Below are 15,186 nucleotides of genomic sequence, written 5' to 3'. Positions count from 1 at the left end.
CGTTGGCGGACAGAGGGCGGGCGTATGCGGCGCGTCGCGGACCGGCTTCCGATGGCAGCTAACCGAGCGGTCTGGTCATCCACTCTGATTTCTCGGAGTCCACAGTTCGGCCGAAGCCGACATTGGCGCGACCCAGGTTCTACGTCTGCAATATCGCGGCTTGCGGACTGTGCCGACACCGAGCAGCCCGACGTCCGCTTCCTGCATCAGCGACCTCACACTTTCGACCCTCTCCGGACATTCGCCCGGTTTCGTGCCCGAAGACTGCTTTGAAGTGTAGAGGCAACTTTCTCGACACCTGTTGATGCCGCGTAGGGTCACCCCCAGGAGATTTTGGCGTGATATGACAAACGAGTCGATCTGCCTCAATAAAGAATAGGCGCTCTCGTAACTTTCGAAGGACCGCAACCGCCTAAGCGGCGGATGCCTGAAGTGGGAATGTCAAGCCAAATCTCGTCACTTCTCTCTAGCGTCACCTCTGGTGAGTTTCGCTACCGGGAACCGTCTTTCGAGCCGGGATCCCCCAGTGCACCGTTCCTGTTCGACAACATCCATAACATGCGCGAGCTTGGAGGGCTGCTTGGCCACGAGGGTAAGCGCATCAGCGCGGGGCGGCTTTTCCGCAGCGGTAACCCAGGAATGGCCAGTTCGAGCGACATTGACAGGCTTCGGACGCTTGGACTGGACGTAGTCATCGACTTTCGCTCGCCCGAAGAGAAGTCTGATGAAGAACGTGCATTTGGTGCCGTTTTCAACTGGCTGACACTCCCGGTGCTGAAAGGCAGCATGAATATGGTCGAGCTCGTGCCGCGCCTGAGAAGCGCGACACGGCAAGAAATGGACGACTTCATGCTGCAGGTGTACCGCGACTTTCCTCTAAAGCATCAGTCGACCTTTGGTCGGTTCTTGAAGACGGCGGAAGCGGGCCCTACGTTGCTTTACCACTGCAGCATTGGCAAAGACAGAGCTGGCTTCGCAACTCTCCTGCTACTGTCCGCGCTCGGCGTGGCGCCCGATGCGATCCTCGCGAACTACCTGGAATCAAACCACCAGAACCGAAGGCTCATTCGAGAGATCTTGACCCGTCTGAATTCGCTTGGGATTGCGCATGACGTAGCGATGCCGTTGCTGGAGGTCCGGCCCGGCTATCTGCTGGCGTCGCTTCATACAATCCAGCAGGAATGGGGCAGCATGGCGAAATTCCTGGGTGAAGTCATGGCCGTGGAAGTCGAGCAACTGCGCGCGCATTACCTTGTGCAACGATGAAGCCGACGACTGCACGCCGGCAAGGACGCCGCAGCGACAATTAAGAACATCTGATTGGTGAGGAATTCGAAATATGTGGCAACGTAGCGAAGACCTACTGGTGGCCCTGCTGAGACTTGATGCCCAGATTCGGGCACGTGTGGATCATCTTGCAGAGATGGAGCGCGAAGCGGAAGAGTACCTGGTACCACGCCTCGAGGCAGCGCGGGCCGTCTTGCAAACGGACCTGGCCAAGCTGAGGGTACGGCGCGAAGAAAAGTGGATGCTTCTGATGAATTGGACGCTCGAGCGCCGGCGCGTCGGCTCTCGCGAGCCACGCGTCCTGACCCGGATCAGCCGGACGGTCATCCGGGCAGTCTCACGAATTCGGTCCGCCTGACCTTTCTCCTCTGAAGTATCTCACTGTAAAGGTAGTGGCAAGGCCACAGGAGAAACCTTGCCATGGAGAAGTCACGGTTCACAGAAGAACAGGTAATCGGGTTGCTGAAGGAAGCCGACGATGCGTCTCATAACCCAGCCCTTCTCGGCATCGAATTCGCACTGTGAGCGGTGTCGGCGGATGGCTCTTGTCGCCCAAAAACAGTGTTCCGGACTGGTTAGGGTGGGACACACGCGGAATAAGGTAATCCCCGAGCCTCATTTAGGACACTAGCCTTATTCAACCGCATTTGGGCAGCGAATACAGTCATAAATGCCGGCGTGCCACGTTGGCAGTGTCGATGCACCCTGCTCAAAAGGAGGTCGTCGTGAAATCGGTTATTCTCGCAGTCACCGCCACATCCGCCCTCGCCGTATCGTTCGCGACATTCGCCCAGTCGGACACGCAGGCGCCCGTCACACGGGCCCAGGTGCGCGCCGAACTCGAGCAACTTGAGCAGGCCGGCTACAGCCCCTCAAGGGGCGAAGACGTCAACTACCCGCAAGACATTCAGGCAGCAGAAGCGCGCGTGGCGGCCCATAGTGGCTCAACCGGGTACGGCGGCGTATCGAGCGGGTCATCGGCATCGGGTTCGGCTACGACCGTCTCTCCCTCCCCTGAGAGTCAGGGATACGATTACTGACCACTCCGCCAAATCGTGAAAGACGGGGTCAATCCGCATGTTTGCGGCCCCGTCGCTGAAACTGGTCTGCAATCAGCCAGCGGTGCCCTCTGCCCCCACGAGATGCCCCGTTAGCTGAGCGACAACCTGGGCGAGCACACGCCCCAATCCCCAGAAGTCCATCGGAAGCGCACGCGTTGCGGATCGCCGTGACCGGCGAACTTCCGTAGTCACCCACTAGGGAGACTGAGGGAATCCGATAGCGGACGTTCGATCTGAACGCGAGGCGGCTTCAATGACCGCACTACATTCGTCGCCCAGCAGCAGAGTTCAAAAGGCATGAAGCATTCAAATTGCCTTCAAAGAACATCGATTTGATTGCATTAATGCATGTAGCATTAAATCGGGTACCAGCGCTAAAGATTAGTCTGAAGTTTGCCGATAGTCTCGTATAAGTACCGGAAAGTGAGTTTAAACGACGCAGGACACAGACCGCTCTGGGGTTCGTCACGCTTGCTCGTGCATGGGGGAAAAAGCAATGCAACGTCAATTGCATGTCCTGGCGCGAAGCGAGCGTAAGCGTGCGATATTCGCTTTCCTGGCTAGCACACGCGCCCGATGGTGGAGCTGCGGCGACCGTCACAGCTGCGGTCGGCGGCGCGTAGACCGCTAAGTACCAGCCCTTCAAACTGGGCTTGGGGAGCTCAGAGCGTTCGGAAATATGGCTTCTCCCTCGTAACCTGTTCGGAAGTTAGATGGTGACAAGAATTAAAAGATCATGGGCGATCACCGGAATATTTTGTCTCTTAGCTACAGCGATTTCCGTCTACGTTAATCTCGTCCTCTACGAAGAATATAACGGCATCATTCAGCCTGGCTTTATTCGCTACTTGCACATTGCCGCGGCATTCATGGGCGCCGGGTTGCTTGCACGATTCATTCAGGGAAGCCGGCACGTGATGGACGAGTCTGCTCCAGGCACAGTGGTTGGCACTTACTTTATTCCTAGAGCAGGTGAATATGTTACGCGTGTTCGAGGGACGAGCGCGTTTTTCTCGACCAGGCGAGTCGCGCAGCTGCTCGGCTTCGTGATCTGTCTGATGTCGCAGTTCGTATTCACTGCCGCGCCTGATGAGCCCAGTGGACCGGTTCGCTATATCAATCAGCCCGCAGTGCGTCTGTTGCCTGCATGAGCGGGTATCAGTTTCGAATTTTCAAATCACTGGGCTCGCAGGATCTTCCGCGTGAAAGCGAATCCACAGCCGTATCGGAAAACTCCGGCGCGCAGGCCTCGCTATCGGCAGTCAACTATCAGGCCAAAACACCGTATACAACACCAATCGGGGAACAACAGGAATGGTCAAGACCAACCTCAGCATTATTTCGGCAACTGTGCTGGCACTCGCACTCTCGGCATGCGGTGGCGGCAGTGGCGGCGCATCGGGTTCGTCGGATGCCGCTGCATCCGCACCGGCGACTGCTTCGGCGCCGACGGCCACGAACACCGACTGGAAATACAGCGGTTCCGCGCCCATCGTCACCAGCGCGTCGGGCGCGGTGAACGTCGTGCTCGCACCGGACACCCTGACGTCAACTGGCATGTCCGGCTCCGGCACCTCGATCACGGCGGCCAATGCGCCACTGGCGAGTCAGGTTCAGCAGTCGAACTATGGTGGCGCCTTCACCACGGTCGCCAGCAGCTCGACCCTTGGGGTGTCGCTGACGAAGGGCAGCACGATCGCGGACATCAACGGTGCAGGCGGTTACGTCGCGATAGGTCGCTGGACCAACGGCTCCGATACGAGTGGCGGCACCTTCAACGCGAACCAGGGCGAGCACTACGCGGTCGGCACGTCGCTCGTGCTGACTGCAGGCACGGGTACGCTCAGTTGCAGCGCGCTCATGTCGACCTCGCCGACGTCGGCGTCAGGCAGTGTTGCGCCGGGTTCGTTGCAATCGGCTACCGCGACGCTCGATCTCGCGACTCTGAACCTGAACAACTTCACTGCGACGGTCACGATCGGTGCCGATACGGGTGCGAGCTTCACGAAGGCGAGCGCGGTTTCAAGCGGGGGATCGATCGGAGGCGGCGTTTCGCTGCTCGCGCGACCGATGGGCACTGATGCCACGAAGCCGCTCATTGCGGTCGCATATGGCGCGAAGCTTACAAACACGGGCGATATCAACGGCCTGGTGGTCCTGTCCTGCCAGTAAGGCCGGCTGCACCCGTCCGCTCCCACCTTCCCGATATGGGTAAAGGGAACAGGGGGCGGGTGGCCCCACACCTTGTAGATCCAGGGCCAGGCGATGCCGCGCCGATGGTTTGCTTGTTTGCCTACAGCCAACGGACGCTCAGAGAGCGGCGGTTCGGCGCGAAAGCGAACGGGTTAAATCGACCCTGAGCTGCCTTTCGACCTGCAGAGCCGTAGGCGGCGGCTTTCAATTCTTGAGCGGCCATTTCCACGCAACCACTGAGGGAGCAATACTTGCGGACCGAGCACCATTCCTGGAAACGGTCGCAGCGAGCTTCGCTGCCCGTCGGCCCGCATGGCAAGCGCGGGGATCTCGCTGGTGTGCCCTTCGAGCGTCGCTTCGCACGCGCCATTGGCTGGTTTCCACAGCCTGATCGTGTGGTCCGTCGACCCGGAGGCAAGCCGGCCATCGGCCAGCACCGCGAGGGCGGAAACTAGCCCACTGTGTCCGTAGGGCTTCGCTCCGTTTGCGTTGCACGCCGGATTCCAGAGCCTGATCGTCGATCAGCACGGCACCGGACTACGACGGACCGCCCGCGACCGCCTTGGCCCTGCGCGATGTGTTGCGTTCCAGTCTCATGTACAGGTTCGCTGCCACGATACCGAAGACGATGTGAGCGATCACGCTCGCCAAGTTGCGCGCTTCCGCGAACCACGGAAAAAGCCGTGTCATGCCGTAGAAATTGATCAGGTATACGGCTACAGCGAATGCGCAACCCGCCAGTGAAGCCATCCCCATGCTTGAGTCAAGGTTGAATGACGTCATGATCAGACCGAGGACAAGCGCGAATACGATGGCAAGGGCAAAATGCACGACAAAGGCCGCGAGCACGATGCCAAGCGAGAATGCTTGCGGCGATTGCAATGCGCCTCGTCCCAGAATGATCGCGGCGACCATGCGTGGGGGCTCCAGCAGACTGCCGCCAGTCGTCAGTGCCATCAGGACGACCCCTAACACCAGGAACACAGTGCCGGCGATGACGCCTGCCAGCACGGCGGCCCGCCAGTCGAGCTGGCCGTGGGTGAAATGATGGGAATCCATGTGAAGTTGCACAATTTGTCTCCTGATTGACTCGGAGAAACTCTCAGCGAAAAACTCCTTTAAATCAGGCGTGCTTCACACTGAATTCGTTGAGCGGCACAGGCTGCTTGAGCGGATCGAAGTCGGCCCACCGCCCTTGTTGCCAGCGGCCGGTCGCGCGTTCGATCGCCGCGCCTCCCGCATCGCGCAGAACCCGTGCGGCGTCCAACTGGCTGTCCGGCGTCACGTGTACGGCCACCAGCACGCCGGATTCACGGGTTTCTTCGTTGCTGGCTTCACGCGTGCGCACCATCGCGCCGACCAATGAGCCGACATACGCGCTCACCCCAGTCGCGATCAGCGAAACGATAGGCGGCGGTGAAAACACTGCGAAGATACCGACGCCGGCCAGGGCGCCAACCACTGCGCCAATCGTGACGCCTATCTCGGCACCCTCCGGCGCCTCCCTCGCGTTTGCGTCGCTGATGCTTTCGAATCCGTGCTGGCCGGACGGATTGACGAAAAACAGTGTGACGTCCTCCTCGACGAAACCAGCGGTGATGACCCGTTGTGCCGCGTCTTCAGCTGCGGGGAATGTCGTAAAGCGTGCTGCGACGATGAGTGACATGTGGCCTCCCTTGCGGCTGTCGCGCAAATTGCCTGTCGCGAGCGAAAAATGATGGACTCACCGTGTCTCGTCGGCACGGCTGTTCTGCGGAGCACTGCCAAGTGTGGTGGCGGCGAGCACGAGCGCAGCACGATATCTATCATGATGTTTCTCCTCGAGAACCTGATGAGATCGCATCTGCATTTCGGCTCCGCTATAAGAACGTAGGTTGACTTCGAAATATTCCGCGACCGGATCGGGGCACTCGGTGTGGCCAAGGTCGCTGCGAACGATTTTCGCGATTACAGTTGCGAGTGATTTAAGGCGACACATGGCGATGCCACGTCGGCGGAAGGGGTTACGATCCAGCACGCTTTACCTCCACTTTTCGGGATGCCCGCCTAGCTCGCTGCAGACGTCGACAGCTATCGTTCCCAATTGTCCCTCAGTCAGCTGCCCGGAGAGCGCGTAACCCATGTGGTCGTTTGCCCAACTGAATGTGCGGCGATTGCCTTCGCGCTGGAGCTGGATCGGAATTTCGCGTTGTGAGGTCGGGCTCACGTAAAGCGTAAGCCGCGCGCCGGCCCCGTTCTCGTACATGAATTGCGCGGCTGGCCCGGCTATGCCCGGCAGAAGGCGGCCCCCCAGCAGGGCATAGCCGTACTCCTGTAGCGACGGTGCTGAGAGCGGTCGATTCAGGCGCTGCGAGAGCCAGTCGAAGAGCGCCCCCTTGCGCGCGGCAGTCACCTCGACCGGATGACGGCGCTCGGGCGCGTAGACCACGTAAGCGAGGTCGGCTTGCTCGGCAAATTCCATCTGCGCAGATTGCGGAGCAACAGGCGTTGTAATCACGCCGGCGAGCCCTGCGAGGGCAGCGCCGGCGGCGAGTGAGCTGACGGCGAGCGCCGTGCGACGCCACCAGGACGTGCGCGTGCGCAGCAGCACGTACGACGTGGTCGTTTGTGCGTCAAGATCAGCGCACAGTACGCGCAAGGCGGCCCGCTGCGCGCGATAGCGGGCGACGAGGCTTGCAGCACGCCGGTTGGCGACCAGCCGTGCTCCGAGTGCCTGGTGTTCTGCTGCAGTCAACTCACCATCGACGAATGCCGATAGCGCACGCAGCTCCGGTTCGCCGAAGCCTGACGCTGTACCGGGATCAGGAACGTCGCTCATCGTGCTAACTCGATGCTGCCAACGAGATGGCGCTGTGGGGCTACCCCCCGCGAGCAGCAAGCGCATGCGCCAGGGCGCCCACAAAGGACGTGACGTCGCCGTACCGACAGGTAGGCCCCAGCTCGGGTGCCAGCGTGCCCATTGATTCAGAGAGATTCTGTCGAATCTTCATCACGGCCTCGTAACGTACTGAGGACACCGAGAAAACGTTCTACATGCACCTTTATTCCGCGGTGATTGAAAACAGGATTTGCTCAGGTGATTTTGGCATTCGTGCCACGGAAAGGCAGCGCACGTGCCAGTGGACGTTCGTCCGGCACAGCGCCTTTACTTCGAGGAAGAGGTGTCGCTGTGACGCCTGATACAGCGGCCCTTGCATCGAGCTTCGTGGTGCACGCTAGCCTGCTTACACCGTCCGACACGGCGGTGCGTTGCCAATCGCCGTGGTCGCAATTCTGCACCTGCACCCACGCGGATGGGGTGATTACTGCTCGTCGTCATCCCCATGGTGACGTTTGTACCACCCACGATGACGGCCGTTATCATGCCAGCGACGTCGCTCCCAGTTGTCGCCCGAATATCCGTATCCGTATGCGGGCGCATAGACGATCGGGGGCGATTCGTAGACTAGCGGTGGCGGGGCCTGGTACACAGCGACCGGAGCACCGAGATAGACGCTGACATCAGCGTGCGCTGATGCAGCAGCAGAAAAGCATGCAGCGCAGACGCCAAGTGCAGAAAAAACCATTGTGCGATTCATGATCCTCGTCTCTTCAGTCAGGTTATGCCGCCTCGCAGGGACAGCGTGTCTTATATCGATAGCCTAGGTGAGAACCCAAGAGCCAGGTGATAGCGCGCAGTCTCCGCTGTAACCATCTGTAAATCGCATGTCCTTGATTTTTTGCGCGCAAAGCCAAACCCGCGTCATAGATGGCCGAGGCATCGCCAAATGAGTGCCCTGTGTGGCACCACAGGGCACTCGAAGCGTCGTGGACGCTCGTGTTCGAGCAGCACTTTTGCTGCTCTTTCCGCCGAGTACAGTCGAACTGCGTTGGCATCAACCTACGGCGTCACGACAAGCTCGGTATGCATTCCCGCTGCATAGTGTCCCGGCTTGTTGCAGATCAGCGCGTAGTGGCCCGGCGCAAGTCTGAATGAAACGCGCTTGCTCTTGCCCGGGGCGATATCTTCGACTTCGCCAATCTTGTTCAGCCTGCGCTCAAGCACCTCTCCCTTACTGACGGGGAGTGCATCGTCCGAGAGATCTGTCTTGAGTACAACGAGTTCGTGTTCCATGTTGTTGTCCGCAGCATTCCTGACTTCAAGTGTGATGCGGCCCGCCCTCACGTTGTGCGTCCCGAGCTGGATCGAGTTCGATAGCAATGTCGCGTTGACGGTTTGCTCCGCCCAGCTTGCATGCGATGTCATCCCGAGTGTGATCACACCGGCGAGGATAGTGAATCTGCAAGTGGCACACATGGTCGCCTCCTTTGTACCGACATATCGTGCGTGCCTCGCGTCGGGCGATTGCCGAGCGCGATATTTTGAGTGCGCAAATGCCCCTTCCTGTGCGAGGACAGGAATGCTCTCTGCGGCGCGCGATATGTGCAGTAAACGTGGACGGTGGCAGGCCTATTCCGAGCGTGGCCCTCATCACGAACCCGGGATGGTGATCTTGCGGTTGTCTCGAAGATACCGGTACTCGTGCCATGTGAGGGCGATGACGACGACGTCCAATGCCGTTACCAGCAGCAACCAGACCGAATGGGTGTACGTGAAGCGGTAGGCCTGGTAGGCAATGAACAGCGCGAAGACGACGATCGAGACAGGAAAGTACCAGAGTCTCTCACGCAACAAGCCGGCCACGAGCCAGAGCTTCACCACACCGTGTGCAAGCAGGTAAATCCCGGCGAATCTCTGGGCATCGACGGACAGGTGTTGCACCATGTGAAGCAGAATATTTGCCACCAGATCGTGCGGATCTTCGACGAACTCATCCCGGGTGACCCACAGCACAAGCGCGAGGAAATACCGCTGCGGCACCAGGTATGTGGCGACGCCCGCGACAATTTCTGCAAGCGCGAAGACGGCCTTGAACCCGAGGGTCAACTCGAACAGCAGGTGCAGATTCTTCTCGCCCAGCAACCGCCTTTTACCCGGCTCACCCATTCGCTGTCCCCGGTTCGGCGAGTTCGTCGCGCGCGAAACGCCCGTAACGCAACGCCAGCGTGGGCAGCACGATAAGGTTCAGCGCGGTCGAGGTGATGAGCCCGCCAAGAATGACGATCGCCATCGGCCCTTCGATTTCGTTGCCCGGCGCGCCACTCGTCGCAGCGAGCGGCGCCAGCGCGAGCGCAGTGACCAATGCAGTCATGAGGATCGGCACCAGCCGCTCCGAGGCGCCACGCACGGCGGTGTTCATGTCCCAGGCCAGGCCGTCGGTATACACCAGATGCTCATAGTGGCTGATCAGCATGATCGAATTGCGCAGCGAAATGCCGAGCAGCGTGACGAAGCCCACCATGCTGCCAAGTGACAGGTTCCCGCCGCTGAGGACCACACCCAGGACGCCGCCCACCAGCGCGAAGGGGAGGTTGATCAGCACCAGCAGCACGGCGCGCCGGTTCTTCAACGCCATGAACAGCAGCAATGCGATGCCCACCAGCGCAATCCCGCCGTACGCGAGCAGGTCTCGCTGCGACTGCGCGCGTGCTTCGCTCTCGCCGCTGAAAACGGCATACGTACCCGAAGGCATCCTGATCTCGCGATTCACACGCGCCTGTGCCTCCTTCACGAAGTTGCTGACCGGCCGGCTGCCGAGATTGACCGATACCGTCTGCACGCGCTGGCCGCCGTCGTGCGTGATCTGGTAGCGGCCGGCGACCTGCCGGATCGTCGCGAGCGTGGAGAGCGCCACGGCAAAGCCGTCGGCGTTGCGCACCATGAGCTTGCCCACGTCGCCGATCGACCTGCGCTGTGCCAGGTCGAGCACGACGGCGACGTCGTAGGTGCGGCTGCCCTCGTAAATCTGCGAGACGGTCACGCCGGCGTAGGCGGCCTGAATCGCATCGAGCACTTCGACCGGGCGAAAGCCCCAGCGGCTCAGTGCGTCGGGATTGAGCCTCACGTCGAGTTCGGGAATCCCGGGGGGAGAGTCCACCCGCACGCTGGCGACACCGTGGATCGTACCGATGAGCCGGGCGATCTGCTGCGCCGTGCGATCGATGACGTCGAGATTGTTGCCGAAGACACTCACGACCACGGGGGCTGTCGTCCCCGAAATGGTTTCGTCGATGCGCTCCTCGAGAAACGTGTTGACCGAAGTGGAGAGGCCCGGAAAGCGCGCCAGCGCCTGGCGAATCCGGTAGAGCGCCCAGTTCTGGCCCGATGCGCCCATCGGCTTCAGGTCGACTTCGAATTCCGAGAGCTGCACGCCGGTCGGGTCGACCACACCGTTCGCGCGGCCGGCGCGCTGCGCCACGAGCAGCACGCCCGGCACCTGCAACAGCGCCTGCGAGACCTGGGTGCCGATGCGCATCGATTCGACAAGCGAGGTGCCCGGCGCGAGCCCCATGTGAACGGTGTAGTGGCCTTCGCGCAGTTGCGGAATGAAGCTCCCGCCCATGAACGGCAGGGACGCAAGCGCCGCGGCGCACATCACCGCGACGATGACCATGACGCCCTTCACGTGTTGCTCGACCTTTGTCAGCAGCGCGATGTAACGTGTCTTGAGGCGCCCGATCAGGCGCGGCTCCCGCTCGGTCAACGGTCCCTTCGCCAGTAGCGCGAGCGCCATCGCGGGCGTGAGCGTCAGCGCGACGCCCAGCGACGCGAGCACGGCGAAAATGTAGGCGATGCCCAGCGGGGCAAAGAGCCGTCCGCCGATACCCGTGAGCGTGAGCACGGGCAGGAAGATCAGCATCACGATGAAGGTGGCGAAGACCACGGCACTGCGCACTTCGAGCGAAGCGCGCAGCACGACGCGAAATGCGGGAAGCGGCTGGGCCAGTGTGCGGTTCACGCGCAGGCGGCGGTAGATGTTCTCGACGTCGATGATCGCATCGTCGACCACCTCGCCCAGCGCGATGGCAAGGCCGCCCAGGGTCATCGTGTTGAGGCTGACGCCGAACGCGGTGAGCACGATGATCGCGACCAGCAGCGACATGGGAATCGCCACGGCAGAGATCACGGCGGTGCGCACGTTGAGCAGAAACAGGAACAGCACAGCGACGACCAGCAAGGCGCCGACGATGAGCACCATGCGCAGGTGACCGACGGAGGCCTCGATGAAGTTGGCGGGCCGGAAGACGTTCGTGTTCACGTCCACGCCCTGACGCGCGAGCACCGGCGCAAGCCCGGCGAGCGTCTTTTCGATGTCGCGGGTCACGGCCATCGTGTTGGTCCCGTACTGGCTTTCCATCACGACCATCACGCCGGGCTTGCCCATGATCGATGCTGCGCCAACAGCAGGTGCGTTACCCCACGTCACGCTGGCAACGTCGCCAAGGCGCACGGCTGCGCCGTTGCTGGAACGCAGCACGACACCGGCGAGTTTGGGTGGCGTCGCGATCTGGCCATCGGCGTTCACGGCAATGCGCTGATTGCTGTTCTCGATGAACCCGGCGCCGCGCACGCCTGTGGCCTGGCGCGCCGCGGCAATCACATCCTGGATCGACAGGCCGTGGCGCATCAGCTTCGCGGGGTCGACGTGGATCTGCATCTGGCGCGTCTGACCTCCGAACACGATCACATCGGCCACGCCTCGCGTACCCAGCAACGGTGGTTTGACGGTCCACTGCGCGATGTCGTAGAGGTCCGCGAGCGAGCGCGTTTTCGACGTCAGGCCGATGGTGCGCACGACGCTCGTCGTCGTCGTGAGCGGCAGGAGTTGGGGCGCCGAGACACCGGCCGGCAGCGTGCCCGCGAGTCCGGCGATGCGCTCGGTAACGAGCTGCCGGACCTGCATTACGTTGGCATGGTCGTCGAACACGAGCGTGACCGAGGAGAGGCCCTGCATGGACCGCGAGCGGATCGACTGCAGGCCGGTCATGCCGCCGAGGGCATTTTCAACCGGCTGTGTCACGAGGGTCTCCACCTGTTCGCTCGTCATGCCCGGCGCGGCCGTCTGCACGATGCTCATCGGCGGTGCGAACTCGGGAAAGACGTCGAGCTTCGCGCGCGTGAGGGAAAAGAGCCCGTAGCCAGCCACCATGACGGCCAGCGAGAAGATGACGCCGCGAAAGCGCAGCGAAAAGCGGATGATTGCGTCAAGCATGGGGCGGTGTGTGGCGTTGTTCTGGGCAGGGCATGCGAAGCTCAGTCGTCACACTCGGGCGGATCCTTGCAGGCGGTGCCGATGCCCTGTGGCCTGGTCTCTTCGGAGAGCAGCAGTTGCGCGCCCTGCGTCACGATCTGGTCGCCGGCCCGGAAGCCCGCCGTCACCATGAAACCGTGATCGCCTTCGTTGGCCGTCGGCACGTAGCGCCGCGTGAAGCGGTCGTGCGCCGTGCGCACGTATGCCCAGGTCTGGCCGCCGTACCACACCACTGCCTGCTCCGGCATCAGCAGCCCCGCAACGGCTTCGTTCGAGGTCGGCACGCGCGCGCTCGTGCGCAGGTTCGCGGGCAGCGCGATGCCCGCGACGTAAAACCATGGCGTGCCCTGTACGGCGGGATCGGCGAGGGGCGAAGCGGATAGCCTCAGGGCGGGCACCGTGCCGCCGCTGGGGGTATCGACCGCAATGCGCTCGGGCGGCGTCTTGCCGAAGCTGGATGGCAACGTCACGCGCAGCACAACCGACTGACCCGCCTGGAGGCGCTGAAACAACGTCGAGGCCGGCGCCGTTGCAGCGGTCGCGAGTGCATCGCCGAACTGCTGCCGCATCGTGCCGTCAAGACCGTTCAGCGTGACCCGGGCGGATTGCAGTTTTGCGGCATCGCCCTGCATCGTCGCCTGTGCGGCCTGAAGCGTCTTCTGCGAAACATTGCGGTCGTCGGCGAAGAGCGTACGACTGCTCTCGTACTGCGTGCGTGAACTGGCTGCCTGCGCGGCGAACGTGTCGACGTCGGCGCGTGCGCTGGCGAGACGGTTGCGCAGTTCGAAGAGCGGTTGCAGATCGACGACCATAGCATCCGCGCTGATGCCGGACTGGCTCGTGACGGCCGCAAGCGGCGCGACTTCGATGTGGCCGGCTCGCTGTGCGTCGGCGCTCACGACCACGACCGTCTCGCCGTTGACCGTTTGCACCGCGGCCTGCGGTGAAGATGGCGCTGCCGTGGCTGTCGATGCACCGGAGTCGTCGAACGCCTGGTTGATGATGTACCAGCCAGCGCCGGCGCAGAGGGCCAGCGAAAGAACCATAAGGAGGATCAGCCGCAATTTCATCGTGTTGTCCCTTCACTGAGGGTAGGGCTCCTTGTTTCGTGGGCGAGGGGTAACTGCATCGCGTCTTCGAGTGCGCCGGCAGCCTGCTGGACGGCGACTTCTGCGTCGAGATGGACGGTCTCGCTCGTTTGATAGTCGGCTTTCGCCTGTGTGTAAGTCAGCCGGTCCGCATTGCCGCTCGCGAATGCAGCCGCCTGGCTGTCGAGCTGGCGGCGGGCGCTCGCCAGATGGGCGTCGGAGATCTGCAGCGCCTCGCCGCTCGCCTGATAGCGCGCCAGTGCGTGTGCGAGGTCGCCGATGATCTTGTCCTGCAGCGCGCCGGTGCGGACCGCCGCTTCCTTGCGCCTGGCTTCGGCCTGTTTGATGCCCCCCTGGTTCTGGTCGAAGATCGGCAACGTGATGCCGGCCAGTCCAAAGCCGATCTTGTTGGTGCCGGTGTCGTAGGTGTAGCCGGGACCGAGATGGATGTCCGGATACTGTTTCGCGACCTCGAGCTGAAGCGCCGATTCGGCCGCGGCGTAATCGGCCAGCGAGGCGCGAAGATCGGCGCGATGAAAGATCGCCGCACGCTGCGCGTCCGCGGCCGGTGGCGCAGGGGCGGCGGTGCCGAAGGCGCTCAGGTCGAGTGTCACGCCGTCGAGCGCCGTGACCGGCACGCCGATGGCGGCGGCCAGTTGGGCGCGCGCGTCTTCTTCTGCACTTCGCGCGGACGCAAGGTCGCTCTGGGCCTGGGTGTCGGCAAGCACCGCCGCATCGACATCGGGCTGCGAATACTGGCCGACTGCGAGACGGTGGCGGCTCATGGTCGTGATCTGCCGCTGGGCATCAGCCTTCGTGGACAGGAAGGCGATGCGCGTACGGGCGGCGTACAGGGCGAGCATGGCGTCCCTGACCTGCGCACTGACCGTCCATGCTGCGGTGATGAGGTTCAGCCGCGCAGCTTCAGAAAGGTGGCTCGCCTGGTCGACGCGATAGCCGCGCTTGTGCGCGGTCTCGATGGGAATATCGAGCGAAGGACCCCAAGTGAAGGGCGCCCCGGGCCCTGGGTTGGGCGTGTTGAACTGGAACGGCAACTGCAGGACAGGGTTGGGAATCGCGTTGGCGACATCGATGCCGGCCTTGGCCGTGCCCCATTGCGCACGGGCCAGGTCGAGGGCGGGGCTGTAGTAGAAGGCCGCCAGGGTAAGCAGTTCGCGGTTCCAGGCGGCCGGCGGCCATGGGCTGACTTCATGGCCAGCTTCACGTGCGATCCAGGCATGCAGTTCCTCGCTTGCAAGCGAGCGCTGCTCGAATTGCCGGGCAATCTGGTCAGGGGCGATCGGCTGGGGATGATAGGTCGTACAGCCGGCGACGCCGGTCAATACGATGAAGACAATCGACAGCGCGCGGCGCATTCTGGCATTCCGTCCCGGACGATGTGCCGCCCACGCGGGCGGCTTTCGG

At 62.1% G+C, this 15,186-nt stretch carries 14 protein-coding genes; 5 read left to right on the top strand and 9 right to left on the bottom strand.

Annotated features, from left to right (window positions below):
* The first annotated feature begins 438 nt into the window (after positions 1-438).
* The 5 genes from VSR72_RS11710 (at position 439) to VSR72_RS11690 (ending at position 4,520) form a co-directional block, all read left to right on the top strand.
* Positions 439-1,266: a tyrosine-protein phosphatase gene (locus VSR72_RS11710; protein WP_342952536.1), complete on the top strand. Its 828-nt coding sequence runs from the start codon at positions 439-441 to the stop codon at positions 1,264-1,266.
* A 73-nt stretch (positions 1,267-1,339) separates the two neighbouring features.
* Positions 1,340-1,645 carry a hypothetical protein gene (locus VSR72_RS11705; protein ID WP_342952535.1) on the top strand — a complete coding sequence of 102 codons (306 nt, stop codon included), beginning with the start codon at positions 1,340-1,342 and terminating at the stop codon, positions 1,643-1,645.
* A gap of 367 nt (positions 1,646-2,012) precedes the next feature.
* Positions 2,013-2,327, top strand: coding sequence for a DUF4148 domain-containing protein (locus VSR72_RS11700; RefSeq protein WP_342952534.1), 315 nt, complete (start codon positions 2,013-2,015; stop codon positions 2,325-2,327).
* Positions 2,328-3,061: 734 nt separating this feature from the next.
* Positions 3,062-3,499: a hypothetical protein gene (locus VSR72_RS11695; protein ID WP_342952533.1), complete on the top strand. Its 438-nt coding sequence runs from the start codon at positions 3,062-3,064 to the stop codon at positions 3,497-3,499.
* 163 nt (positions 3,500-3,662) lie between these two features.
* The gene (locus tag VSR72_RS11690) at positions 3,663-4,520 is read left to right on the top strand and encodes a hypothetical protein (RefSeq protein WP_342952532.1); all 858 of its coding nucleotides are present in this window, start codon (positions 3,663-3,665) and stop codon (positions 4,518-4,520) included.
* A 558-nt stretch (positions 4,521-5,078) separates the two neighbouring features.
* Here VSR72_RS11690 and VSR72_RS11685 read toward each other — a convergent pair.
* From VSR72_RS11685 to VSR72_RS11645, 9 genes are all read right to left on the bottom strand, one after another.
* Positions 5,079-5,600, bottom strand: a complete 522-nt coding sequence (locus VSR72_RS11685; RefSeq protein WP_342952531.1) for a hypothetical protein — start codon at positions 5,598-5,600, stop codon at positions 5,079-5,081.
* Between the two features lie 64 nt (positions 5,601-5,664).
* Positions 5,665-6,207: a hypothetical protein gene (locus tag VSR72_RS11680; RefSeq protein WP_342952722.1), complete on the bottom strand. Its 543-nt coding sequence runs from the start codon at positions 6,205-6,207 to the stop codon at positions 5,665-5,667.
* Between the two features lie 57 nt (positions 6,208-6,264).
* On the bottom strand, positions 6,265-6,558 hold the full coding sequence (locus tag VSR72_RS11675) for a hypothetical protein (RefSeq protein ID WP_342952530.1): 294 nt from the start codon (positions 6,556-6,558) through the stop codon (positions 6,265-6,267).
* 3 nt (positions 6,559-6,561) lie between these two features.
* Positions 6,562-7,359, bottom strand: a complete 798-nt coding sequence (locus tag VSR72_RS11670) for an anti-sigma factor (RefSeq protein ID WP_342952529.1) — start codon at positions 7,357-7,359, stop codon at positions 6,562-6,564.
* A 1,062-nt stretch (positions 7,360-8,421) separates the two neighbouring features.
* The gene (locus VSR72_RS11665; RefSeq protein ID WP_342952528.1) at positions 8,422-8,838 is read right to left on the bottom strand and encodes a plastocyanin/azurin family copper-binding protein; all 417 of its coding nucleotides are present in this window, start codon (positions 8,836-8,838) and stop codon (positions 8,422-8,424) included.
* A 174-nt stretch (positions 8,839-9,012) separates the two neighbouring features.
* On the bottom strand, positions 9,013-9,528 hold the full coding sequence (locus VSR72_RS11660) for a DUF2127 domain-containing protein (protein WP_342952527.1): 516 nt from the start codon (positions 9,526-9,528) through the stop codon (positions 9,013-9,015).
* On the bottom strand, positions 9,521-12,634 hold the full coding sequence (locus VSR72_RS11655) for an efflux RND transporter permease subunit (protein ID WP_342952526.1): 3,114 nt from the start codon (positions 12,632-12,634) through the stop codon (positions 9,521-9,523). Before VSR72_RS11655 ends, VSR72_RS11660 begins: the two co-directional genes overlap by 8 nt.
* 41 nt (positions 12,635-12,675) lie before the next feature.
* Positions 12,676-13,743 (bottom strand): metal transporter, encoded by a 1,068-nt coding sequence (locus VSR72_RS11650; RefSeq protein ID WP_342952525.1) that lies wholly within the window; start codon positions 13,741-13,743, stop codon positions 12,676-12,678.
* Positions 13,740-15,137 (bottom strand): TolC family protein, encoded by a 1,398-nt coding sequence (locus tag VSR72_RS11645; RefSeq protein WP_342952524.1) that lies wholly within the window; start codon positions 15,135-15,137, stop codon positions 13,740-13,742. Before VSR72_RS11645 ends, VSR72_RS11650 begins: the two co-directional genes overlap by 4 nt.
* Positions 15,138-15,186: the final 49 nt, after the last annotated feature.

Source organism: Paraburkholderia sp. JHI869, assembly GCF_038900775.1.
In the GTDB taxonomy this organism is placed as follows: Bacteria; Pseudomonadota; Gammaproteobacteria; order Burkholderiales; family Burkholderiaceae; genus Paraburkholderia.
This window is presented reverse-complemented; position numbering and strand designations above follow the sequence as displayed.

Coding starts and splice junctions, on each gene's coding strand:
- VSR72_RS11695 (WP_342952533.1), top strand. CDS start 3,062: ATGGTGACAAGAATTAAAAGATCATGGGCGATCACCGGAATATTTTGT.
- VSR72_RS11645 (WP_342952524.1), bottom strand. CDS start 15,137: ATGCGCCGCGCGCTGTCGATTGTCTTCATCGTATTGACCGGCGTCGCC.
- VSR72_RS11680 (WP_342952722.1), bottom strand. CDS start 6,207: ATGTCACTCATCGTCGCAGCACGCTTTACGACATTCCCCGCAGCTGAA.
- VSR72_RS11650 (WP_342952525.1), bottom strand. CDS start 13,743: ATGAAATTGCGGCTGATCCTCCTTATGGTTCTTTCGCTGGCCCTCTGC.
- VSR72_RS11705 (WP_342952535.1), top strand. CDS start 1,340: ATGTGGCAACGTAGCGAAGACCTACTGGTGGCCCTGCTGAGACTTGAT.
- VSR72_RS11665 (WP_342952528.1), bottom strand. CDS start 8,838: ATGTGTGCCACTTGCAGATTCACTATCCTCGCCGGTGTGATCACACTC.
- VSR72_RS11710 (WP_342952536.1), top strand. CDS start 439: ATGTCAAGCCAAATCTCGTCACTTCTCTCTAGCGTCACCTCTGGTGAG.
- VSR72_RS11655 (WP_342952526.1), bottom strand. CDS start 12,634: ATGCTTGACGCAATCATCCGCTTTTCGCTGCGCTTTCGCGGCGTCATC.
- VSR72_RS11670 (WP_342952529.1), bottom strand. CDS start 7,359: ATGAGCGACGTTCCTGATCCCGGTACAGCGTCAGGCTTCGGCGAACCG.
- VSR72_RS11690 (WP_342952532.1), top strand. CDS start 3,663: ATGGTCAAGACCAACCTCAGCATTATTTCGGCAACTGTGCTGGCACTC.
- VSR72_RS11685 (WP_342952531.1), bottom strand. CDS start 5,600: ATGGATTCCCATCATTTCACCCACGGCCAGCTCGACTGGCGGGCCGCC.
- VSR72_RS11660 (WP_342952527.1), bottom strand. CDS start 9,528: ATGGGTGAGCCGGGTAAAAGGCGGTTGCTGGGCGAGAAGAATCTGCAC.